We start from the raw sequence: 23895 nt of genomic DNA, 5'->3' as shown, positions 1-23895 counted from the left end.
AGGTGATTAAATGAATAGTTTAAAGCCTTTTAATTTATCCGGTTTTAATATTGCAGGTTCTCAAAATGAAGAAGTTGATATTTCAATTTATTGTTATGAAAAATATGAAACTACAATAAATTTTTCTAAAAATACTTTATTAACTGTAACTTGTAATGAAAGAATATCTAATAATATTAAACTAACATTATCAATTCCTGAAAATATAGATTTAGAAGCTGATTTGGGAGTTATTCCTAAATTAGAATTTTTTATAAACCTTGAAAGTAATTTTCAAGAAAATATTTTAAGTAAAATAAAACTCGCTGAAGATATTAATTTCGAAATTGATGTTAATAATGATTTTAAAGTCTCTTGTAGTGTTGGTTTAAATTCTACATTTGATTGTAATCTTTTTGAAAATTTATATATTAAAGGTTCGACTCTTGGGAAAAATATTTTAATCAAAGATTATGTTAATTCTGAGGAACTTTTAACTAATTTAAAATCAAGTGTTTTAAATAATTGGATAACTAAAGTTAATGCGTCTGGTAAAAGAATTGAAATAGATTCTGATAAATATACAGTCTATATTGATGAAGAAAATGCCTTAGATAAATTTTCAGGAGATTGGATTTATCTTTCAAGAGATATTGAAGCAATTGAAATTTCTTCTAGTAATAATAAGAAGATTAAAGGAAAAATTATTTTTAGGGAGCGATTCTTATGATGCTTGAAGTTTTTGATAAAAATTTAAAAAGAGTTGCTTATTTAGAAAATGCTTTTGGTATTATTGAAGATTTAAAAATTAATTCAATTAATTATTTAAACTTTAAAATCCCTAATAATGACCCTAAAGTAACATATTTAAAACCCTTTTATTATGTAAAATGCAATGAAAATTTATACAGGATTTTACCAAAAGTTATAGAAACTGAAGAAGTGGAAGTTTTAAGTGTTGAATGTGAACATGTTTTAGCAACGCTTTTAAATGATGTAATTTTTGGAAATGTGATTATAGGTAACTTAGGAACCTATACCAGAGAAGTTCTTGAATTTGTTTTAAGTAAACAAAAAATTAAAAACTGGAAACTAGGAAGATGTGATTTTTCAAGACAATTCGAATATTGTTGGGAAAATGAAAATTTAGCATCCGCCTTATTTTCAGTTCCAAAACCTTTAGCCGAAGATTATATGTGGACTTTTGAAACTGAAAATTATCCATGGACTATTAATTTAATTAAATTAAATAAAGATTCAAAACCCGATGCTTATATTCAAAAAAAGAAAAATCAATTGAGATTAGTAAGAACTTCAGACCCTAAACAATTATTTACAAGAATTTATCCTTTAGGTTATGGAGAAGGAATTAATCAATTAACAATAAAAGATGTTAATAATGGTATACCTTATTTACAAAGTCCTCAAAATATTATTGATAAATATGGAATAATTGAAACAACGTGGATTGATAGACGTTATGAAAATGCTCAAAGTTTAAAAGATTCCGCACAAGTGATGTTAAATGAATTCCAAGAACCTTTAATGGAATATGAAGTCGATTATCAAGCTATAGATGTTAGAGAAAAATTAGGTCTTGGGAGTAAAATTAGAATAATAGACGAAGACGATTCTTTTGATGATTTTGTGGTTGGAATCCGCTATGAATATGATGATATTAAAAAAACTACGATTACAATTGCTAATAAATCAAGAACTGTTGCTACAAGTATTGCAGATTTAGCCGATCGTCAAAGAATAGAAATGACTTATTCTCAAGGAGCTACTCAACTTTATGCTCAATCTTTACAAGTTAACGCTGATTCAAAACATGGGGCAGAAATTAACTTTTTTATTCCAAATGAGATGAGAGTTATAAATAAGGTTGTAGCAAAAGTAAAACTTGAATCTTTTAGAGCTTATTCCAAAGCGACTGAAGGTGGAGGGGGATATGTTGATTCCACTTCTGCTGGAGGAGGGGACTATGGTTCAACTTCTGCTGGAGGAGGGGACTATGGTTCAACTTCTTCGGGCGGCGGAGAGTACGGAACTACTCACGGTATAGAAGATGTACAGGCTGGAGATTATAGATACAATGTTATTGGTGGAACTGGATATGTGGAAATTTATAAAGTAACTCACCACGAACATAAGCTTAGTATTTCAGACCACTCACATAGTTTTAGTATTTCAGACCACTCACATAGTTTTAGGATTGATGACCACTCACACACAATAAGAATTCCAGACCATGAACATAGAATAGTCCCTGGAATATATACTTTTGGAGATCCCAAAAGGTTTGAAATAAAAGTTAATGGAAAATCAAGAGGTTATGTTAGTTCTACAAATTGGGAATATGATGTTACTAAATATTTATTAGATAATAAAAAAAGAATATCACGAGGAAGTTGGCAATCAATAGAAATTATTCCTAATGACTTAGCTTATATTTCTATAGATTTAATGCTACAAGGTTTTGTTCAATCGAGAGGTGATTATACAGTATGAAAGAAATGTACAAAGGAAAAGTTAATAGTCCTGCAACTTTACTTGTTGAAACAATTGATTCAAGTGTTACGAGTATAAAAGTAGCAGATGGAAGCGTATTTCCGGAAGGTCCAAATGTAGTGGTTATTGGAACCGATGGAAATGCTGAAACAATAAAATATGATAGTATTAATGGAAATATTTTAGTAGGTTGTGTTAGAGGTTTTCAAGGGAAAGCTTCAGTCTGGGATAAAGACACAATTATTGCTAGAAATTTTACCGAATATGATTTAGATGCTTTACAAGAAAATATTTTAGAGTTAAATAATAATAAAATTGATAAAGTACAAGGTCAAGGATTAATTTCAGATGCAGAAAAAAACAAGCTGATAAATATTGAAGATGGTGCAGAAAAAAATAAGGTAAACTCAGTAAACAAGAAAGTGGGAGATGTAGTTTTAAAGCTTTCAGATTTAGAAAATGATAAAAATTTCAAAACAGAATCTGAAATCCAATCAATGATTAATAACTCTACAAAATTAAAAAAAGAAGTTGTTGCGTCTTTACCTTCTACTGGTAAAGATGATGTTATTTATCTTTTAAAGAATAAAAATGACACTAATAACTTTTATACTGAATATATGTGGATTAATGGAAAATGGGAACTCATTGGAGATACTAAAGTCGATTTAACCGACTACGCGAAAAAATCTGATATAAAAACTAAACTATCTGAAATGGAAAGTGATAAAGAACATAGGGTAGTGACTGATACTGAAAAATCTACTTGGAATAATAAAGAGGATAAGATTGTAGGTAAAGGACTATCCACTAATGATTATACAGATAGTGACAAGGCTAAGGTTGATGCTATTCCGTCAAATCCAAAGTATACTGATACGATTACGTATGTAGTTGATAATTTAACAAGCACAGATACAGAAAAAGCACTATCTGCCAATCAAGGTAAAGAACTTAAAAGGTTAATTGATAATAAACAAAACAAAATAAATATAGTAAATGATTTGACAACAGGTGGCAACTCAAATGTTTTAAGTGCTGAACAGGGAAAAGAATTAAAAAGACTAATAGACACAAAGCCGGATAATGATACTACTTATAGTGTAGCAACAACAAGCAAGGATGGTTTGCTTTCAAGTGCAGACAAAACTAAGATAAATTCTTTGCCTTCTAACTTTGTTAATATGGCAGAGGGAGATAAGGATTTAAATAATATCACTAAGGTTGGTTTTTATTATGTTTCAAGTCCTACTGCAAATAAACCTCCAACGAGTAATTCTTATATAGCTTTAATAGTAACAAACACTACAAGTTTTGCGGGGAGTTATGTTCAACAAATTGCTATATCAGAAGATAAAGACGAACACAAGATATTCCTAAGAAAGAAGTATAGTAGTAGCTGGGGAGAATGGAAAGTAATAGGTGCTGATGGTACTGTTGAAACAGCAAGATTAAGAGATAATGATGGAGTTTGTTATAAATATGGGAAAGTTGTAAACCTTGTTGTTAGAGGCGGAACAAAATATTCTCTACTTAATGATAAAATCCCAGAGGGATTCAGACCTATTAGAGGAATTACTATAGCAATGCCATCTAGTAGGGGTACTGCCGGTGTTGATATTAGTGCAGATGGTGATATTAATGTAATAGGTGATTATGATAGAATAGGGTTTTCTTGTACTTATATGACAGAATAAAAAAAGGTGAGATATGGATGAAAAACAATGTGAAGTGCATAGAGATTATATATTAGAGAGAGTTAACAGGAATGAAATAAGAATAAATGACCATTCTAAAAGAATTGACTCAATAGAACAGCACAATAGTAGGACAGATGGAAAGATAGAAAATTTAATAGATAAAATGGATAGTCTTATTACAACTTTACGTTGGGGAATGGGACTAGCAGTAGGAAGCTTTGTGGGCTTCTTTTTTTATGTGGTTCAGCATGGACTTTTTAAATAGGAGTTGAGAAAATGAAAATAATGTTAGACCCGGGGCATGGTGGTGGATTGATAGAGCAGTTTAAAGAGATAACTGGAGAAGATTTTTACGAGGTACGATCATGGAAATAGGAATTAATGAATTGATAGAAGCTTATAGCAGGATTGCCAAGGTAACCCACTATCATATTTTTATACTTGCGATAATATTAGATATTATTACGGGATATATTAAAGCGGTAGTAGTTAAAGATTTAGATAGTAAAGTTGGACTTAAGGGAATTTTAAAACACCTTTCTGTAGTTGGATTGGTGTTTTTAGTTTGCCCTTATATGTGGTTATTAGGTTATGGAGGAATTGCAGTTTTTTTAATTTACTCAATAACTTTAACTTATGTAATAAGTCTTATTGAAAATTATGATGCGATAAGTCCTGGAACTTTACCGCCTTGGCTAGGTCAATTTTTCAGAAGAACGAAGGAAGATATTGACAAAATGGATATTACAGATTTAAAAAGGATTGATAAAGAATGAAATTTTTATTTAGACCAATAAAAAGAAATGCGTATTCAAGAAAAGGAAACTTGATTCAATATCTAGTTATCCACGATACTGGAAATTCTAATAAAGGAGCCGGAGCTCTTGCTCATAGAAATTACGTAGAAAATAACACTCGAGGAGCAAGTGCTCATTATTTTGTAGATGATAAAGTTATAGTCCAATATGTTGGAGATTCTTTATCTGCGGGTTCAGTTGGAGATGGAAAAGGAAAGTATGGAATCACAAATGCAAATTCATTAAGTATTGAAATGTGTATAAATTCTGATGCTGATTATGCTAAAACATATAAAAATACAGTAGAGTTAACCAAAAACTTAATGAGAAAATTTAACATTCCACTAGATAGAGTTGTCCGCCATTATGACGCAAGTAGGAAAAATTGTCCTGGTCACATGAGCAAAAACAATTGGAAAGCTTGGTGGCAGTTCAAAGAGGATATTCAAAAGCCGATAGAATGGCAAATTGATTTATCCAAGGATTCTGAATTTGGAAATGATGACTTTATAACTCAAATCGCAAATTCCATAGAAGGTCAAAAACTTAATGTTTTACCAAGTGTTACTATTGCTCAAGCAATTTTGGAGTCCAATTGGGGAAAATCTGATTTAGCTATTAATGGAAAAAATCTTTTTGGAATTAAAGATTCTAAAGAATGGAAAGGCGAAATTTACACTAAAAAAACTAAAGAACAAGATTCTTTAAAAACCTATACAATTACGGCCAACTTTAGAAAATATGGATCGTGGTTGGAATCAATTCAAGACCACGATAAGTTTTTTATTTCCACACCTTGGAGGGTTCAAAATTATCAAAGAGTTTTAAAATCTACAAATTACAAAGAACAAGCTCAAGCACTTCAAGCTTGTGGGTATGCAACTGATAGAGAATACGCAAATAAATTAATTAACTTAATTGAGAAATATAATTTACAAAAATTTGATAAAGGAGTTATTAAAATGGAAAATAAACCTAGTAAATGGGCAGAAAAAGATTGGCAATGGGGAATTGACAATAAAATAACTGATGGAACTAATCCTCAAGGATTATGTACTAGAGAACAAGTTGTGGCGATGATTAAACGTGCCAAAGAAAATGAATCTAATAATTAAATTTAAACCTCGTTGTGATGAAAGACATTGGTTAATAGCTAGAGAAGATGGCGAATATTCTCAGCACGCTCATTTGAGAACTAAACAAGAAGCTTTAAAAGTTAGAAATTTAATAGATCGTTGGGTATATCCTTATAATAAAAATTATAAAATAGCGGTTCAACGTCTTCTAACTGAAGAAGAATTCAAATCTTTAGATAAAAAAGATAGGTATTTTAATAGACGTTGATTTGTTGTCCGTTTGTTGTCTGAAACCTAGTTATGATTAAATATGATAAATTATAAGAAAATAAAGAAATGTGTAAATCTAAATCAAAAAGTTATATTTAAATAAAATAAAATATAACTTTCAATTTATAACATAATTATTCCAATAGTGATTTAATATGCTGAAAAAGGCTTTCACAATACCATTGCTTGTTATATAATTAATCAGAGGTGCCTATGAAAAATCCATTTAAAATGCTTGACAACTTTTTTATAAAGTTGATAAACCAAAAAATGAATAATGCATACACTAATTTTTTATTTTATCATATAACAAATTTAGGTGGAGCAGTGAGTGTGATTTCAATTACGCTCTTATTGTTTATAATCGGTGGCAAACCTAGAGAGTTATCCTTGGAAATAATTTTGAGTTTAATTGTATCTACTTTGTTAGTGCAAATATTAAAGAGAATTTTTTCTAGGAACAGGCCATATTGGATACTGGAAAATTTAAATACTTATGGAATAGATCTTTCGGATTATTCGTTTCCATCTGGACATTCAGCTGCGGCTTTTACACTTGGAATGACTATTGCTTTAAATTATCCAGCTATAAAAATAGTAGTATTAATAGTTGCAACGCTTATTGCAATTTCAAGAATATACTTAGGTGTACACTACCCCACAGATGTACTTGCAGGAGTTATTATTGGAATAATTGCCAGTGTAATTGTACATGAGCATATATACCAAGTAGCTATTACATATTTAAGAGGAAAGTTTATTTAGGAGGAACTAATGTTAGTAACTAACTTTTTACAAAAGAGAAAATCTGTAAGAGATTTTAAAACAACAAAAGTAGATAAGTATGAACTTGCAATTATAAAAGATGCAATTGAGCAAATTTCAAAGGAAAATGATGATCTTCTCAAATTTCAACTTTTAGAAAATGGTTCAATAGTTTCTGAAGGATTAAAAGGTAAAGCTGGATACGGCGGAGTTATGATAGAAGCGCCACACTATGTTAGTATATCTTCAGAAAAAGAAACATTAGAAAATAAATTAAAAATAGGTTATACACTTGAAAAGTTAAATACTAAAATTGTAAATTTAGATATAGATACTTGTTGGATTACAGTGGATGAAGTAGATAAAGAAACAATGAACAGTGTATTTGGAGAAGATGGAGAAAGAATAAATTATCTTATTGGATTTGGCTATGGAAAAGCTAAAAAACTATTCTCTAAAGAAACTACAAGTTCAAGAAATCCTGTAAAAGAAATGGTATTTGAAGGCGAAATAGGAAATCCTGTTTCAGCAGAGTTACTTGAAGAAAGAGGATTATTAGATATATTCTCAACAATAATATACGCGCCAAGCCATAAAAATTTCCAACCTTGGAGATTTGTTTTAAAAGATTCAGAGGTTGAAGTGTATATGGAAAAATCTGATGAAGATTTGAGAAGCCTAATTGACATCGGAGTTATAATGTTCTATTTTGAAGAACTTGCTAGAGATAATAGCATAGATGGAAAATGGGATTTAAATATTCATGAAGAAGGAAACTATCTAAAGATAGCGTCTTTTAAATTATAGTTTATAGAGAATCGGCTTGAAGTCGATTCTTTTTTTATATATTTTTATCAAAAAATAAAATAATTGAAAATAAAATTTTATAACTAATACTTAAATAAATAGCTTAAATTCTAATGTTTAAGTAATTTAAAAAAATTTATAATAATATTTTAAAAAAACTAATCTATATGGTATAATTGAAAATGTAATAAATTCTAAGGAGAAAGAACACTATGTCGGCTAAATTTATAATAGATACTCATAATGTTTTTTTATTGAAGCATAAAATAAGTATATTACAAAAAGATTTAGAAACTTACTTAGGAGATAGTGTAAACTTTTTTAAGAGAGCTATAGTTGTAACTAAAAATATCTAATTATGAGAATCGGTGTACGATTCTCTATTTTTTTGGGGGAAATAAAATGGAAAAAATTTATGAAGGCAAAGCAAAGGAAGTTTATAGCACAGAAAATAGTTCTGAATATATTATTAGATATAAAGATACTGCAACAGCAGGTAATGGGGAAAAGAGAGCCGATATATTGGGTAAAGGTGAGCTAAACCTTGCAATTACAACTGCTATTTTTAAAATGTTAGAAGAAAATAGAGTAAAGACTCATTATGTTGAAACTATAGACGAAAGACAAATGAGAGTTAAAAAAGTTGAAATAATACCTTTAGAAGTAATCGTTAGAAATATTTCAGCAGGTTCTTTTGCAAAGAGATATGGAGTTGAAGAAGGAATCACATTTGAAACTCCTACATTTGAATTGTCATACAAGAATGATGATTTAGGAGATCCTTTAATGGTTGAAGACCATGCGATAGCTTTAGGAATAATTACAAAAGAAGAATATGATTATTTAAAGAATGAAACATTTAAAATAAATGAATTACTAAAAGAGTTCTTTGGAAAGATAAACTTAAAGTTAGTAGATTTCAAAATTGAATACGGAAAAGATGAAAATGGAAATATATTGTTAGCAGATGAAATCAGCCCAGATACATGCAGACTATGGGATAAAGACACTAATCAAAAATATGATAAAGATATTTTTAGAAGAGACTTGGGAGATTTAATCGAAGGTTACAAAGAAGTATTGAATAGGATAAATGGCTAATGTGTGGAGTAATAGGAATATATTCAAATAAAGAAGTTAATAAGAAGCTATTTTACGGTCTTAATTCACTTCAACATAGGGGGCAAGAGTCAGCCGGTATATGCGTATACGATGGTGAAAAAATGCGTTTAGAAAAGAGTATGGGACTTGTTTATGACATCTTCAGCGAAGAAGTTTTGAACAGATTGCCAGGAAACATGGGAATAGCCCATGTAAGATATTCAACAGCGGGTGGTTCTTTTGAATACAACACTCAACCTCTAATTGCATTTAGTAGGGGAAAAGAAATAACTTTAGCGCACAATGGCAATTTAATCAATCATCAAATTTTAAAGACAAGACTTGAAGAAGAGGGAATTATGTTCCAAACTACCATCGATAGTGAAGTAATTTTATTCTTAATTTCAAGATACTATAAAGACGATATTGTAGAAGCTATCAAAAAGACAATGTCAATAATAAGAGGTGCATACTCTGTAGTTATGATGTTCGATGGAAAATTGGTAGCATTTAGAGATCCAAATGGTTTTAGACCTCTTGTAATGGGAACGGGAGAAGATGGAGAGTGTATAATTGCTTCTGAAAATGCTCCTCTTGAAATAATCGGAGTTACAGAAAAGAGAGATATTGAACCAGGAGAAATTGTTGTTGTAGATAAAGATGGTGTGAGAACTGAATTCTTTGAGAGTGAAGAAAAGAGACACCACTGTATTTTTGAATATGTATATTTTGCAAGAGATGATGCAACTCTTGATGATATAAATTCATATAATTTCAGAAGAAGATGCGGAGAGGTTCTATCGAGAGAAGCTCCTGTTGATGCTGATTTAGTAATAGCAGTGCCTGATAGTGGTACACCTGGTGCTATAGGGTATGCACAAGAAGCTGGAATACCATTTGCAGAAGGACTTGTTAAAAATAGATATATGGGAAGAACTTTTATCAAGCCTACAAATGAAGAGCGAGAAATCAGTGTAAAAATGAAATTAAATCCTCTTGGAACTGTGCTAAAAGGAAAGAGGATAGTTGTGGTAGATGACTCTATTGTAAGAGGTACTACTTCTGCAAATCTTATTAAGAGAATGAAAGAAGCTGGCGCTAAGGAAGTGCACATGAGAATAGTTTCTCCACCGGTTGAATACCCTTGCTATTATGGAATTGATACTCCAAGTAGAAAAAATTTAATTGCTGCAAATTATTCTATTGAAGAAATACGTGAGAAGATAGGTGCGGATTCTTTAGCTTTTATTTCCATGGACGGAATGATAGAAGCAAGTTTAAAGTATAAAGATATATTTTGTAAAGCTTGTTTCAACGGAGATTATCCCGTTGATCCGATACTCATTTGAGGAGGATATAAATCATGAATGAAGATATAAAAATAATTTATGTCAGGAAAAAAGAAGAATTTGATTATGAGTCTGAGGACCTAAAAAAAGAAATTAAAAATTCTCTAAATATAGACATTGGTGGATTGAGAACATACAGAAGGTATGATTTAGTGATAGATAATGAAACTTTAGACTCTATACTATATACAATTCTTTCAGAAAAACCTGTAGATGAAATCTATTTTGGCGAAGAAGTTAAGAAACTTGAAGATGGTTTTGAAAATGTGATTAGAGTTTCTTATCTTCCAGGTCAATTCGACCAAAGAGAGCAAGGTTTATTAGATACTATAGCCCTATTTACAGACAAGAAGATAGTGGCTAAAGTTTCTAAAGTTTATAAATTTACAGGGGTTGAAGCAGAAGAACTTAAGAAGATTGAAAATCTACTTGTAAATCCAGTGGACTCTGAAAGTGTTGAATTAGAAGACAAGTCTCAACTACTTGGTCAAACTTTAGATTCTAATGTAGAGAATATAGTATACGATGGATTTATAAATTATTCTGAAACTGAATTAGATGAGTTTTTAAAAGATAAAAATTTAGCTATGAGTTTAGAAGATTTAAAAGTTTTACAAGATTATTTCAAGAGCGAAAACAGAAATCCAAATGAAACAGAAGTGTCAATTATAGATACTTACTGGTCTGACCACTGTAGACACACAACTTTTAACACAGGTCTTGAAATCGAGTTTGAAGAAAAGACTGCACTTGATAGAGAAATAAAAAATTCTTTTGAATACTATTTAAAATTAAGAGAAGAATTAAACATAACAAAACCTATAAGCTTAATGAGTTTTGGAACTATCTTGGCAAAATATTTGAGAAAGAATGGAAAGCTTGAAGATTTAGAAGTTAGTTCTGAAATAAATGCTTGTTCTGTAAAGATAAAAGTTAAAGTGGACGTTGATGGAAAAGAAGAACTTAGAGATTATCTATTGATGTTCAAGAATGAAACTCACAACCACCCTACAGAAATTGAACCTATAGGGGGAGCTAGCACTTGTCTTGGTGGAGCTATAAGAGATCCATTGAGTGGAAGAGCATTCGTATACCAAGCTATGAGAATAAGTGGGGCAGCAGATCCTTTTACATCTATAAAAGATACTTTAGAGGGTAAATTACCTCAAAAGAAAATAACAACTGAAGCCGCTAAAGGATATTCTTCTTATGGAAATCAAATAGGTCTTGCTACAGGGTATGTGGATGAAATGTATCACCCTGGCTACGTTGCTAAGAGACTAGAAGCGGGAGCTGTTATAGCAGCTACACCTTTAGAGAATGTAAAGAGAATAGAGCCGGTTGATGGAGACATAGTTATTCTTCTTGGAGGAAAGACAGGAAGAGATGGAATAGGTGGAGCGACAGGTTCTTCTAAATCTCACGTGGTTTCTTCTATAAAGACAGAGTCTGCTCAAGTACAAAAGGGAAATGCACCTGAAGAAAGAAAAATTCAAAGACTATTTAGAAGAAGAGAAGCTGCTGAGCTAATTAAGAAGTGTAATGACTTTGGAGCAGGTGGAGTGAGCGTTGCTATTGGGGAATTGGCAGACAGCATAGAAATATACTTAGATAGAGTTCCTTTGAAATATGATGGATTAAAGCCAAGAGAAATAGCAATATCAGAATCTCAAGAGAGAATGGCTGTGGTAGTTGCTCCGGAAGACAAGGAAGCTTTTGTAAAATTAGCTGAAGAGGAAAACTTGGAAACTACACATGTTGCCACAGTAACTGACAACGGCAGAATGGTAATGTTGTATGGTGAGCAAACTATAGCTGATATGAGCTATGAGTTTATAAATTCAACAGGAGCGGACAGAAGTCAAAAAGTTGTAGTTGAGTCTGAAAGCATTCCATTATCTTTAAGAGTTGAGGACAAAGACCCTAAGCATTTAAAAGAATACTTAAAAGATTTGAATATAACTTCAAAGAAAAATTTAATAGAGCTATTTGACCAATCAGTTGGAAGAGCGACAGTGCTTTCTCCTCTCGGTGGGGTAAATCAAACTGTTCCTATCCAAGCTATGACAGCTAAAATTCCGTCATTTGATGGTGATGTAAAGACAGCATCTCTTATGAGTTACGGGTGTAATCCTAAACTATTAGAAGAATCTCAATACTTAGGTGGATACTACGCAGTAATTGAATCAATTGCAAAATTAATTGCTACAGGTAGTTCGCTTGAAAACATTAGACTTTCTTTCCAAGAATTTTTCGAGAGACTTGGTTCAGAAGAATCTTGGTCAAAACCACTTAAAGCTTTAATTGGAGCTCTTGAAAGTTCAGCATTTTTCGAAGCACCTCCAATAGGTGGTAAGGATTCAATGAGTGGTACTTTTGAAAATATAAATGTACCTCCTACACTAATTTCATTTGCGGTATCAACAGCAGATGTAGATGATATTGTATCGCCTGAATTTAAAAAGATGGGTAAATTGGGATTAGTCGAAGTTGAATATGACGAAAATGGAAAATTAGATTTACAAAAACTAAAAGAAAACTTTGAAAATATTCACAGAGATATATTGGCTAAAAATATAGTAGCTATAAGTGCTATAACAGCAAAGGGAACTCTTCCTCAAATATATGAACAAGCTATCTATAAAACAGGATTTAATATAGAACTTGAAGATTTATATTCACCAAGATATGGTAGCTTTATAGTTGAATATAAAGAAGATAGAGATTTTATTAAGAATATAGGAAAGTTTGCTGAAGATATAATTGTAAATGGAGTTAAACTTGAAGAGGCTGAACTTGAAGAAAGCTATATCCATACATTAGATAAGATATTTAAAGGAAAAGATAGTATATCTTTAGACAATAAAATTGAAAATAAAAAATCTGAACCAAGAAGATTAAAATCAACCAAACCAGTAGATACAGTTAGAGTTGTAATACCAGCTTTCCCCGGAACCAACAGTGAATGGGACACTAAAAAGGCCTTTGAAAAAGAAGGTGCTGAAGTAGATATACTATTATTCAGAAATAGAACTACAGAAGAGATTACAGAGTCTATAGAAGAGTTTGCTAAGTTGATTATAAACTCTCAAATCTTAGCGATACCTGGAGGATTCTCAATGGGAGATGAACCGGACGGATCTGGAAAATTTATAGCTAATGTAATCAGATCTCCAAAGGTAAAAGAAGCTATAGAGTATATGCTTGAAGAAAATGATGGTCTTATCCTTGGAATATGTAATGGATTCCAAGCACTTATAAAGACAGGACTACTACCTTATGGAAAGATTAAAGAGCTAAGAGAAGACGACCCAACACTTACATTTAACACAGTTGGTAGACATATAGCTAGTTTAGTAGATACAAAGCTGTTGACTACTAACTCACCTTGGTTGACATATTTAGATGAAACTAAATCTTACAAAGTTCCAATATCACACGGAGAAGGTAGATTTATAGGAACAGAAGAAACTATAAAATCACTATTTGAAAATGAACAAGTTGTGGCAGTGTATGAAGATTGCCCTAACGGTTCAGTGAATAATATAGAAGCTGTGATTTCAAAAGATGGTAAGATATTAGGTAAGATGGGACACTCTGAAAGAGTTGACAATGGTTTGTATAAAAATATAGAAGGTATAGAGTATCAAAATATATTCAAATCTGGAGTTGAATATTTTAAGGAGAGATAATGAATAGAGAAGTTTATAATAGTCCTTTGAATACAAGGTATGCTAGTAAAGAAATGAGCTATATCTTTTCTGATATTGAAAAATTTAAAACATTTAGAACTTTATGGACAGAACTTGCAAAGGCAGAGAGAGAACTTGGTTTAAATATAACATTAGATCAAATTAAAGAGCTTGAAGAAAATATAGACAATATAGATTTTGACAAGGCAGCTGAGTACGAAAAGGAACTTAGACACGATGTAATGGCACACGTAAAGACTTACGGAGAGGTTGCTAAGAGTGCAGCTGGCATAATACATCTTGGAGCTACAAGCTGTTATGTAACTGACAATACAGACATTATCGTAATGAAAAATGCTCTAAAGTTGATAGCAAATAAATTAGCAGTTCTTATAAAGAATCTTTCTGAATTTGCAGATAAGTATAAATCTCTTCCAACTCTTGGATATACTCACTACCAACCAGCGCAACTTGTGACTGTAGGTAAGAGAGCAACTTTATGGATTCAAGATTTTTTAATGGATTTAGAAGAGATAGAATATAGAATAAATCATTTAAGACTTAGAGGAGTTAAGGGAACTACCGGAACTCAAGCATCTTTCTTAGAACTTTTTGATGGAGAACATGAAAAGGTAAAAGAGCTTGAATCTAAAATTGTCAAAGCGCTTGGTTTTGAAAAAGCAGTATATGTTTCAGGTCAAACATACACCAGAAAAATAGATTTCCAAGTTCTACAAGCACTATCTCAAATAGCACAGTCAGCTCATAAGATGACAAATGATTTAAGACTTTTACAAAACTTAAAAGAAGTTGAAGAACCTTTTGAAAAAAATCAAATAGGTTCTTCGGCCATGGCATATAAGAGAAATCCTATGAGAAGTGAGAGAATAGCATCTCTTGCAAAATATGTTATAAACATTGCACAAAACCCTGCAATGGTAGAAGCAACTCAATGGTTTGAAAGAACTTTGGATGATTCTGCAAACAAAAGATTATCTGTTCCGGAATGTTTCTTGGCAACTGATGCAATTTTAGAGATAGCTATAAACGTGACAAGTGGACTTGTGGTTCACGAAAAAGTTATAGAAAAACACGTTGAGCAAGAACTTCCTTTTATGGCAACTGAAAATATTTTGATGGAAGCTGTAAAAAGAGGTGGAGACAGACAAGAACTTCACGAAAAGATAAGACAATACTCAATGGTTGCGGCAAGTAGAGTCAAGGACGAAGGTAAAGACAACAATTTATTAGAACTACTTGTCCAAGATGAAGATTTTGCAATAACAGAAGATGATATTAAAAATATTTTAAATCCTAAAAAGTTTATAGGTAGAAGTGAAAAACAAGTAGAAGAATTTTTAAAAGAGATTGTAAATTCTTCAATATTGGATTATGATACACAATATAAAGTTAATTTAAAAGTTTAATAAGGTATGTGAATAAAGAGTCATTTTTAAAATGATTCTTTAAATTTAATATATGTAGGAGGTAAGTTATTATGGAAAATGGCTTTTTAGAGAGAAAATTTCATCTAAAAGAAGCAGGAACAGATTCCAAGACAGAATTATTAGCGGGACTTACGACTTTTATGACCATGTCATATATTTTAATAGTAAATCCAAGTATACTTTCTGACGCTGGAATGGACAGGGGAGCTGTATTTACATCAACAATTATAGCTTCTTTAATAGCAATTTTAATAATGGGATTATATGCAAATCTTCCATTTGTTCTTGCCCCAGGAATGGGACTTAACGCCTTCTTTACCTACACAGTAGTACTTGGTATGGGTAAGAGTTGGCAATTTGCATTAACAGCCGTATTTTTAGAAGGTATAATATTTATTTTAATGAGTTTATTTAAGATCAGGGAAACTATTTTTACATCAATTCCAATAGGTCTTAAAAAAGCAGTTAGTGTTGGGATTGGATTGTTTATAGCCCTTATAGGGTTCACTAATGCCGGTATAGTAAAGCCTGGAGAAGGTGTCATAGTTCAAATGGGAGAACTAATGACAAAGAACTCAGCAGTATTTTTCTTTGCTCTTATATTGATGGCAGTTTTAACTGCAAGAAATGTTAGGGGGAGCTTTACTATATGGAATAATTGGTTCTACAGTACTAGCTTTAATTTTAGGCGTATCAAGCTTACCTGATGGTAATACAATATTCTCATTACCACCATCAATGGCTCCAGTAGTTTTTAAGCTTGAGTTCCACAATATTTTTACATTAGAAATGTTCTCTGTAATGTTTACTTTCTTATTTGTAGATTTATTTGATACACTTGGAACACTTACAGGTGTTGCGACAAAAGCGGGATTATTAAATGAAAAGGGAGAACTTCCAAACGTTGGAAAAGCTCTTTTAGCAGATGCAGTTGGTACAACAGCAGGTGCTTTACTTGGAACAAGTACAGTTACAACTTTTGTTGAATCAGCAAGTGGAGTTGCAGATGGAGGTAGAACTGGTCTTACAGCACTATCTTCAGGATTTTTCTTTGCAATTTCATTATTCTTATTCCCTCTATTCTCAGTTGTACCAGGAGAAGCTACTGCAGCAGCTCTTGTAATAGTTGGTCTATTTATGATGTCTCCAATATTAGAAGTTGATTTTAGTGACTTTACAGAAGCTATGCCGGCTTTCTTGACAATAGTGCTTATGCCTTTTGCATATTCTATAGCAGATGGTATTAGCTTTGGTATAATGTCATATGTAGTTATGAAATTGCTTTCAGGAAGAAGAAAAGAAGTATCTCCAGTTATATTTGTATTGGCGATTATATTCTTCGCAAGAATAGTGATGAAAGCTTTTTAGTAGTTTAGATTAGATTAATAAATGTAGGGAATCTATTGATAAAATAGGTTCTCTACATTTTTAATTTAGTTGTATATAGATAAATTTTATAATTTATAATTTTGATGTGATGTGATATTATAATAAGTAGAAAAATGTTTTCTTCAAACATATGGAGGTCAAAATGAGCAGAAAGTTGAAAAATGTAATACTGTTTGGAATTTTTATTGTTATTCTTTTTTTATCTACATTAACAAGACAATTTTCAACCGATATTTTATGGAAACAAGATGAGAATTCGGCTAAAGAGTTTCAGGGGATTTTATTCCAAAACCCTTCAGATGTAACTAATTTTAGAGTTTCAAGAAGTTCAGTTGATGGATATGATGGAAATCTTATAAAATATAATGTTGAGTTTTCATACATAGGGGACGGTTCAAGTTTTAGAGTTTTAGGAACTCCAGTAAGACAAATATTCTTCGAAGCTCCTATAGAAGCTAAATATAGTGTGGCGAATTTAAAAGGAGATTATGACAAGATAAGCAATATGTTGTTTAATGAAAAATTGTCATTAAAACTTCCACTTGATCCTAAAGAAACAAAATTACAAGCTAAATCTGAAATTAGAGTAAAGTTAGATTCAGAGGTTGAAAATTATAATTTTTCACTATATTACACACCTATGGATATAAAATACAGACAAAAGGATATAGTATCAAGAACATCTGTATTTTTAACAAATGCTAAAGTAGATAAATTTACTAATTTACAAAAAGTTACAGATGCACAAAATATATCTTTCTCAGATTCTGGATTTACTGTTAATGCAGAAGAGTTTAAAGATAATGCAAAACTTTCAGGGATATCAATTCTAAATAATCTATCAAGAATTATATTCATAGTTTCTACACTATTAGTATTGGCACTTATCTGGATAGATAAAAAGAATGTTTTATCTATAAATATTCTTCTCACTATGCTTATGACATTAACTTTTTATAGATTATTGGATATGGGAGCAACATCTATAGGAGCGCTTGTGATAATGCCTATAATAGGCTATATTGCAACTTGTATATCAAGACTTATGAGTAAGGATACTTTAAAACTTACTTCAAAGGAATTAAAACAAAATTTAGCTTACACTATAGTGTTCTTTACAGTAATACTTATTGTGGTTATAATTCCAAGAGCAATTTAAAATTAATCCTCTCTACTAAAATTAGTAGGGAGGATTTTTTTATGCTAATATTTATTGATTAAGTATATGTCTTAGGGTTTTAAGTTAAGATTGGTAGAAAAGATTTTGATCTAAAAATGATATTAAAAAAGTAAATTTGCAAATAAAAATAAGTGCTGTTTCCAGCACTTATTAATTTTAATCATTGTTTTTAGAAGAACGCTTTGTCTTTTCAGTGTCTTTGCTTTTATCTTTAGATTTGCTCTTCTTATCCTTGTTGTTATTGTTATTATTGTCTTTATCTTCGTTTTTCTTTTCTTCTTTTTTATTTTCGTACCAACCAAGTTTGTTAGTGTAATGAGCTTGAGTTCCTTTTAAGAAGTATTCACTTCTTCCGATAGCTCTTACATATTTCTTCTCAACATCATTTGGTTGCTCTGGAACTTTATTTTCCAAGTCTTCATGGATAGGTTTCATAATTCCTTTCCAAAGAGTGGCTGCGGCGTAAGACATGAAAGGAAGTCTTTCATTTTTGTCGTTACCAATCCAAACTGAACATACATAGTAAGGAGAGTATCCAACAAACCAAGCATCTTTTTGTTTGTTAGTTGTACCAGTTTTACCAGCCAAGTACATTCCAGAGAAGTTGGCATTTGTACCGGTACCTTGAGTAACTACATCGTGTAAGATGTTTGTCATTATAAAAGCTGTACCTGGTTTTATTACTTGAGTTCCAACTGGATCTTTTTTATAAATTACATCGCCTTGCGAATTTGTAATTTGGTTCACAAAAGTAGGTTTTTGGTAAATTCCTTCGTTTGCAAGTGGAGTATATGCTCCAGCCATTTCAAGTGGAGATATTCCGTGTGTCATACCACCAAGTGCAAGAGCAGCTGCATTTGCATCATTGTATTTAGGATTATCTTCAGGGCTAATAACAGTAGTAACTCCAATTTTCTTTAAGTTATCTATTATTAGCTTGTAGGCTTTATCTGTGTCGACAGCTTTTGAATAAGTTGTCTTAGTGTGTGCATTTAAATCTGAACCGATGTCTCTTGATACTAATATTGCACCAACGTTTGAGGAACGTTTAACTAAATTTCTAATAGTTGTCCAACCTGCGTAGCTTCCTACATTTGATGGACTCCAACTGCTTGTCCCAAGAACTTTGGCAGGTATCTTAGCATCTAAATATACATCAGCTGCAGTAGAACCATTTTCTAAAGCTGTCATATAGACTGAGATAGGCTTTATAGATGAACCAGGTTGACGAGGTACGTCAGCACGATTTAGTGTCTTTCCTCCTGAAATACCACGTCCGCCGATTAAAGCTTTTACTTGGCCGTTGTGTTGGTCCATAAGCACGGCTGAAACTTGTGGTTGAGGAATTCCATTGTCATCAGTTCTGTTGCCAGGGTAGTATTTAGCATTTGAAGTTACTTCTTCAAGATGTCTTTGCATATCTAAGTTCATAGAAGAAACTATGTTAAAACCACCATTGTATAATTTTGCATGTGCTTCTTCGCTTGAATATCCAAGGGATTCTAAAATGCTGACAACTTCTCTTTTTACTTCATCAACAAAGAAAGAGCTCAAACCTTTTTGGCTTCTTGTTCCTATTTTGATTTCTATCGTTTGATTTTTTGCTTCGTCATGCTCATTTTGAGTTATATAGCCTTGTTTTAGCATAAGGTCTAAGATAAGTTCTTGTCTTTCTTTTGAAACAGGATTGAATTCAGCCTTAATAGGTGTGTAAACACTGTTTTTAATTTGATTTAAATCAAACTTATCAATTCTACCTAAGTCAAAAAGAGCTTGTCCGATTTGAATAGTTTCTTTTGTGTTTTCTTTATCTTTTGCCGTAGGGTGAAGTACAAATTGTACAGTTTCCATATTATCTTCTAATGTCAAAGTTGCATTATTATATGGAGAGTACTTAGTCGGTCTATTTGTAACACCGGCAAGTAGAGATGATTCTGCAAGAGTTAATTCTGAAACGTCTTTGTTAAAGAATGTTTTAGAAGCTGCTTGAACTCCAACTGTACCTTTAGAAAAACCAGCAGAGTTTAAATATGCTTCAAGTATCTGATCTTTTGAAAGATGACTTTCTATGTTAAAAGCATAGAAGATATCTGTAAGTTTTCTGTTTACATCTTTTGATGAAGATGTATATAGATTCTTAGCAAGTTGCATTGTAAGTGTAGATGCACCTTGATCAAAAGAACGTGTCTTTAGGTCGTGGATTAACGCTCCGACCACTCTTTTAAAGTCAACACCATTGTGTTCATAAAATCTTTCGTCTTCAACTGCGATTACGGCTTTCTGTAAATGTTCCGGAATTTTATCCAGTGTGACATATTCTGAAAACTCACTACTTACTAAAGTTTCAACAAGTTGTCCATCGTCTGAATATACTTCGGAAGTTTCGTTGATTAAAGATCTGTAATTGCTCGGGTCTATTTTAGGAGCGGCTTTTAGCACGGAAAGTACATAGCCACCTGTGAATGTAGCCAAGCTTATCATCACTATCAAAAAAAGTATCAAAAATATTTTAATAAGGCCAGATATACCTATGCCTCGTTTTCTATTTTTCATCTTTGCCTCCTTGATTTTTTTATTATAACAGATTTTGACAGATTAGGATATAATGTAGATAAATTATAAACTTAAGTGGTGAATTTATGGCAAATAAAAGCAATTTATTTTTTAATATGGATAATGAAGAATTAGAAAAATTTTTAAAAGACTCGGGAGCTTTTATCAAAACTTTTAAAGCTGGAGAGTATATTTTTAATCAAGGAGATAAACCAAAATACACTTTTATAATTGAAAGGGGAAGTGTAGTAGTTGAAAATGTTGACTCAAACGGAAAGAAGAGTATAGTGAATGTGTTTAATACTATAGGAACAGTGTTTGGAGAAGTATATATGTATTTAGACACTGATGAGTATGACTATTCAAGTTATGCTAATGAGGCTAGTGAAATACTTTTTTTACCAAAGGAGAGTCTTGTAATAGATGATAATTTAAGTCCATCAAGGCTTAAGATAGTGAACAATATGCTAAATATTTTAGCGAATAAATCTTTTTTCTTAAATCAAAAGTTATTGATGATGAGTGCAGTAACTCTTAGAGAAAAGTTGATTAAGTATATTTTGAATCATTCAGAAGGCAATGAATTGATTTTGTCTTTAACTCGTGAGGAAATGGGAAATTATCTTGGAGTGCCAAGGCCATCTATCTCAAGGGAGCTTATGAATATGAAAAAAGAGGAGCTTATAGAAATAACTAAGACCAAAATAATTTTTGATAGAGAAAATTTAAAAAATTTAATTTAAGGTAACATATGTTACGGATTACATTGACAGTAAAATATATTATTTAATTACGAAAAAGGGATACGACAACTTTGTGTGGGATATAAAAATTTTACTTTGGAGGAATTAAAAATGGAAAATAAAATGTTTTGCTATCAATGTCAAGAAACTGCTCAAAATAAAGGCTGTACTAAAATGGGAGTCTGCGGAAAGACTGCCACAGTAGCTAATCTACAAGATATGTTAATTTGGATTACTAAAGGACTTGCTCAAGTTATGATTGAGTCAAGAGCACAAGGAAAGGATATTTCAAAAGAACTTAATCATGTAGTTTCATATAATATGTTCACAACTATAACTAATGCTAATTTTGATGAGGCGGCGTTTAATGAAATTATACTTAAGACAATTGATATAAAAGAAAAATTATTGAGTGAACTTGAAAACAAAGAAAATTTATTTGAATCGGCTTTATATAATGAAAGAGATTTAGAAAAGATATATCAAAAGGCAACTGAAGTTGGAGTTTTATCAACTGAAAATGAAGATATCAGAAGTTTAAGAGAACTTACAATTTATGGTCTAAAGGGATTGGCTGCTTATTCAAAGCATGCAAATGCACTTTTAAAAGATGATGGAGAAGTAGACGAATTTATTCAAAAGGCTTTAGTGGATACTCAAAAAGATTTGAGCGTAGATGAGTTAGTGAATTTAGTTTTAGACACAGGAGCCCACGGAGTTAAGGGAATGGCTCTTCTTGATGGAGCAAACACATCAGCTTATGGAAATCCAGAGATTACAAAGGTGAATATTGGAGTTAGAAATAACCCGGCTATATTGATCTCAGGACATGACCTAAGAGATATGGAAATGCTTTTAAAACAGACAGAAGGCACAGGAGTTGATGTGTATACTCACTCTGAAATGCTACCAGCTAACTACTATCCAGCATTTAAAAAGTATGAACATTTTGTAGGAAACTATGGAAATGCTTGGTGGAAACAAAAAGAAGAATTTGAAACATTTAATGGACCGGTTCTATTTACAACAAACTGTATAGTACCGCCAAAAGATAGCTATAAAGATAGAATTTATACTACAGGTGCTGCTGGATTCCCAGGTTGTAAACACATAAAAGGTGAAATTGGAGAAGAAAAAGATTTTTCTGAAATTATTGAACATGCAAAGAGATGCCCAGCTCCAATTGAAATTGAATCAGGAGAAATCGTAGGTGGGTTTGCTCACAACCAAGTATTTGCACTTGCAGATAAAATTGTTGAAGCAGTTAAAAGTGGAGCAATAAAGAAATTTGTAGTAATGGGCGGATGTGACGGAAGACACAAGGGTCGTGACTACTACACTGAATTTGCAAAGGCTCTTCCACAAGATACTGTAATCCTTACAGCAGGCTGTGCAAAATATAGATACAATAAGCTTAACTTAGGAGATATAGGTGGAATACCAAGAGTATTGGACGCAGGACAATGTAACGACTCATACTCACTTGCACTTATAGCTTTAAAATTAAAAGAAGTTTTTGAATTAGAAGATATAAATGATTTACCGATAGTATATAATATCGCATGGTATGAACAAAAGGCTGTAATAGTGTTACTTGCACTTCTATCACTTGGAGTTAAGAATATCCACTTAGGACCAACTCTACCAGCTTTCCTATCACCAAATGTGGTTGATGTGTTAGTTAAGAATTTTGGAATAGCCGGAAATCAAACTGTTGAAGAAGATATAGAATTATTCTTTGGCGAAGATGAAGTACAAGAAACAGTGGTTACAGGAAGCATAAATCCAAACACAACAATAGGTGATTTAATTAGAGAAAATCCAAGATATATTTCAGTGTTGATGGAAATGGGAATGGGTTGTATATCATGTCCAGCTTCTCAAATGGAAACTTTGAGCGAAGCAGCAATGGTTCACGGATATGATGTAAATGAAATTGTAAAGAGATTGGAAGAGGTAAAATAATGAGTGCATTTTTAGGATTTATTCACCACTTGATGTGGCAAAAGATAAACTTTACAAATAGCTTAGCTGAAGAAGTAATAAAAGATTTTGAAAATGTTGAGTCGGCAAGAGAAGAGATAGATGCGCTTGGCACTTTGGAAACTGGAGAGCTAAGTGAAATTATAGATACTTTTAATATACATGGCTGGCTTGCTGATAGAGTTGAACTAGTTGAAGAAAGACTTGCCAAAGCTGTTGAAATGTATTTAAAAGATAAAGATATTGAGAGCTTAAAAGTTAAATTTTTTGAAAAAGGGAAATCTGAAAACTTTAAAGGTTCAAAGTCTGAAGCTTATGCTCTTGTGAGTTCGAAATTTTTAGATGGTATGCCATGTGATGGTTCGATAACTGTTTTATCAGACGAAGATGACGTTGAGTTTGTAGTATATAAAGATGTGCATGCAGATATTTGGAATAAGTATGCAGGTGTTGAAACATATTGGACATTGAGAGATGAGTTTGTAAGAGGCGTTTTAAACGGCAAGTACACACTTGAGAAAAGAGATAATATATACTCTATAAGAGGTTGAT

18 protein-coding genes and 1 pseudogene are annotated in these 23895 nt (G+C 31.7%); 18 read left to right on the top strand and 1 reads right to left on the bottom strand.

What is annotated here, in order from left to right:
- The first annotated feature begins 10 nt into the window (after positions 1-10).
- The 15 genes and pseudogenes from B8869_RS04430 to B8869_RS04360 all read left to right on the top strand — a co-directional run bounded on the left by B8869_RS04430 (position 11) and on the right by B8869_RS04360 (position 18043).
- Positions 11-709 (top strand): hypothetical protein, encoded by a 699-nt coding sequence (locus B8869_RS04430; protein ID WP_084230505.1) that lies wholly within the window; start codon positions 11-13, stop codon positions 707-709.
- Entirely contained in the window at positions 706-2490 is a 1785-nt protein-coding gene (locus B8869_RS04425) for a phage tail spike protein (protein ID WP_084230504.1), read from the top strand. Before B8869_RS04430 ends, B8869_RS04425 begins: the two co-directional genes overlap by 4 nt.
- On the top strand, positions 2487-4187 hold the full coding sequence (locus B8869_RS04420; protein ID WP_084230503.1) for a pyocin knob domain-containing protein: 1701 nt from the start codon (positions 2487-2489) through the stop codon (positions 4185-4187). Before B8869_RS04425 ends, B8869_RS04420 begins: the two co-directional genes overlap by 4 nt.
- Positions 4188-4200: 13 nt before the next feature.
- The gene (locus tag B8869_RS04415; protein ID WP_084230502.1) at positions 4201-4455 is read left to right on the top strand and encodes a hemolysin XhlA family protein; all 255 of its coding nucleotides are present in this window, start codon (positions 4201-4203) and stop codon (positions 4453-4455) included.
- Between the two features lie 100 nt (positions 4456-4555).
- Positions 4556-4966 carry a phage holin family protein gene (locus tag B8869_RS04410; RefSeq protein ID WP_084230501.1) on the top strand — a complete coding sequence of 137 codons (411 nt, stop codon included), beginning with the start codon at positions 4556-4558 and terminating at the stop codon, positions 4964-4966.
- On the top strand, positions 4963-6102 hold the full coding sequence (locus tag B8869_RS04405) for a glucosaminidase domain-containing protein (RefSeq protein WP_084230500.1): 1140 nt from the start codon (positions 4963-4965) through the stop codon (positions 6100-6102). The genes B8869_RS04410 and B8869_RS04405 overlap by 4 nt, the downstream gene beginning before the upstream one ends.
- Positions 6086-6331 carry a hypothetical protein gene (locus B8869_RS04400; RefSeq protein ID WP_084230499.1) on the top strand — a complete coding sequence of 82 codons (246 nt, stop codon included), beginning with the start codon at positions 6086-6088 and terminating at the stop codon, positions 6329-6331. Before B8869_RS04405 ends, B8869_RS04400 begins: the two co-directional genes overlap by 17 nt.
- A 215-nt stretch (positions 6332-6546) precedes the next feature.
- Positions 6547-7098 carry a phosphatase PAP2 family protein gene (locus tag B8869_RS04395; protein ID WP_084230498.1) on the top strand — a complete coding sequence of 184 codons (552 nt, stop codon included), beginning with the start codon at positions 6547-6549 and terminating at the stop codon, positions 7096-7098.
- Between the two features lie 9 nt (positions 7099-7107).
- Complete coding sequence (locus B8869_RS04390) at positions 7108-7905, top strand: nitroreductase family protein (protein ID WP_084230497.1); 798 nt, start codon at positions 7108-7110, stop codon at positions 7903-7905.
- 402 nt (positions 7906-8307) lie between these two features.
- Positions 8308-9006, top strand: coding sequence for a phosphoribosylaminoimidazolesuccinocarboxamide synthase (gene purC, locus B8869_RS04385; RefSeq protein WP_084230496.1), 699 nt, complete (start codon positions 8308-8310; stop codon positions 9004-9006).
- On the top strand, positions 9006-10355 hold the full coding sequence (gene purF / locus B8869_RS04380) for an amidophosphoribosyltransferase (RefSeq protein ID WP_084230495.1): 1350 nt from the start codon (positions 9006-9008) through the stop codon (positions 10353-10355). Before purC ends, purF begins: the two co-directional genes overlap by 1 nt.
- A gap of 11 nt (positions 10356-10366) precedes the next feature.
- On the top strand, positions 10367-14047 hold the full coding sequence (locus tag B8869_RS04375; protein ID WP_084230494.1) for a phosphoribosylformylglycinamidine synthase: 3681 nt from the start codon (positions 10367-10369) through the stop codon (positions 14045-14047).
- Positions 14047-15474, top strand: a complete 1428-nt coding sequence (gene purB, locus B8869_RS04370; RefSeq protein WP_084230493.1) for an adenylosuccinate lyase — start codon at positions 14047-14049, stop codon at positions 15472-15474. Before B8869_RS04375 ends, purB begins: the two co-directional genes overlap by 1 nt.
- A gap of 71 nt (positions 15475-15545) precedes the next feature.
- Positions 15546-16863, top strand: a pseudogene (locus B8869_RS04365) (NCS2 family permease).
- Positions 16864-17026: 163 nt separating this feature from the next.
- On the top strand, positions 17027-18043 hold the full coding sequence (locus tag B8869_RS04360) for a hypothetical protein (protein WP_234989742.1): 1017 nt from the start codon (positions 17027-17029) through the stop codon (positions 18041-18043).
- Positions 18044-18220: 177 nt separating this feature from the next.
- Here the strand turns inward: B8869_RS04360 and B8869_RS04355 are convergent, their stop codons facing one another.
- Positions 18221-20617, bottom strand: coding sequence for a transglycosylase domain-containing protein (locus B8869_RS04355; protein WP_084230491.1), 2397 nt, complete (start codon positions 20615-20617; stop codon positions 18221-18223).
- Between the two features lie 86 nt (positions 20618-20703).
- On the opposite strand from B8869_RS04355, the gene B8869_RS04350 reads away from it, so the two are divergent.
- From B8869_RS04350 to B8869_RS04340, 3 genes are all read left to right on the top strand, one after another.
- Positions 20704-21360, top strand: coding sequence for a Crp/Fnr family transcriptional regulator (locus B8869_RS04350; protein ID WP_084230490.1), 657 nt, complete (start codon positions 20704-20706; stop codon positions 21358-21360).
- A gap of 111 nt (positions 21361-21471) precedes the next feature.
- Positions 21472-23325 carry a hydroxylamine reductase gene (hcp, locus tag B8869_RS04345; RefSeq protein ID WP_084230489.1) on the top strand — a complete coding sequence of 618 codons (1854 nt, stop codon included), beginning with the start codon at positions 21472-21474 and terminating at the stop codon, positions 23323-23325.
- Entirely contained in the window at positions 23325-23894 is a 570-nt protein-coding gene (locus B8869_RS04340) for a hypothetical protein (protein ID WP_084230488.1), read from the top strand. The genes hcp and B8869_RS04340 overlap by 1 nt, the downstream gene beginning before the upstream one ends.
- Position 23895 lies beyond the last annotated feature (1 nt).

Origin of the sequence: Peptoniphilus asaccharolyticus DSM 20463 (genome assembly GCF_900176115.1) — a bacterium.
In the GTDB taxonomy this organism is placed as follows: domain Bacteria; phylum Bacillota; class Clostridia; order Tissierellales; family Peptoniphilaceae; genus Peptoniphilus; species Peptoniphilus asaccharolyticus.
This window is presented reverse-complemented; position numbering and strand designations above follow the sequence as displayed.

Coding starts and splice junctions, on each gene's coding strand:
- B8869_RS04430 (WP_084230505.1), top strand. CDS start 11: ATGAATAGTTTAAAGCCTTTTAATTTATCCGGTTTTAATATTGCAGGT.
- B8869_RS04425 (WP_084230504.1), top strand. CDS start 706: ATGATGCTTGAAGTTTTTGATAAAAATTTAAAAAGAGTTGCTTATTTA.
- B8869_RS04420 (WP_084230503.1), top strand. CDS start 2,487: ATGAAAGAAATGTACAAAGGAAAAGTTAATAGTCCTGCAACTTTACTT.
- B8869_RS04415 (WP_084230502.1), top strand. CDS start 4,201: ATGGATGAAAAACAATGTGAAGTGCATAGAGATTATATATTAGAGAGA.
- B8869_RS04410 (WP_084230501.1), top strand. CDS start 4,556: ATGGAAATAGGAATTAATGAATTGATAGAAGCTTATAGCAGGATTGCC.
- B8869_RS04405 (WP_084230500.1), top strand. CDS start 4,963: ATGAAATTTTTATTTAGACCAATAAAAAGAAATGCGTATTCAAGAAAA.
- B8869_RS04400 (WP_084230499.1), top strand. CDS start 6,086: ATGAATCTAATAATTAAATTTAAACCTCGTTGTGATGAAAGACATTGG.
- B8869_RS04395 (WP_084230498.1), top strand. CDS start 6,547: ATGAAAAATCCATTTAAAATGCTTGACAACTTTTTTATAAAGTTGATA.
- B8869_RS04390 (WP_084230497.1), top strand. CDS start 7,108: ATGTTAGTAACTAACTTTTTACAAAAGAGAAAATCTGTAAGAGATTTT.
- purC (WP_084230496.1), top strand. CDS start 8,308: ATGGAAAAAATTTATGAAGGCAAAGCAAAGGAAGTTTATAGCACAGAA.
- purF (WP_084230495.1), top strand. CDS start 9,006: ATGTGTGGAGTAATAGGAATATATTCAAATAAAGAAGTTAATAAGAAG.
- purB (WP_084230493.1), top strand. CDS start 14,047: ATGAATAGAGAAGTTTATAATAGTCCTTTGAATACAAGGTATGCTAGT.
- B8869_RS04360 (WP_234989742.1), top strand. CDS start 17,027: ATGAGCAGAAAGTTGAAAAATGTAATACTGTTTGGAATTTTTATTGTT.
- B8869_RS04355 (WP_084230491.1), bottom strand. CDS start 20,617: ATGAAAAATAGAAAACGAGGCATAGGTATATCTGGCCTTATTAAAATA.
- B8869_RS04350 (WP_084230490.1), top strand. CDS start 20,704: ATGGCAAATAAAAGCAATTTATTTTTTAATATGGATAATGAAGAATTA.
- hcp (WP_084230489.1), top strand. CDS start 21,472: ATGGAAAATAAAATGTTTTGCTATCAATGTCAAGAAACTGCTCAAAAT.
- B8869_RS04340 (WP_084230488.1), top strand. CDS start 23,325: ATGAGTGCATTTTTAGGATTTATTCACCACTTGATGTGGCAAAAGATA.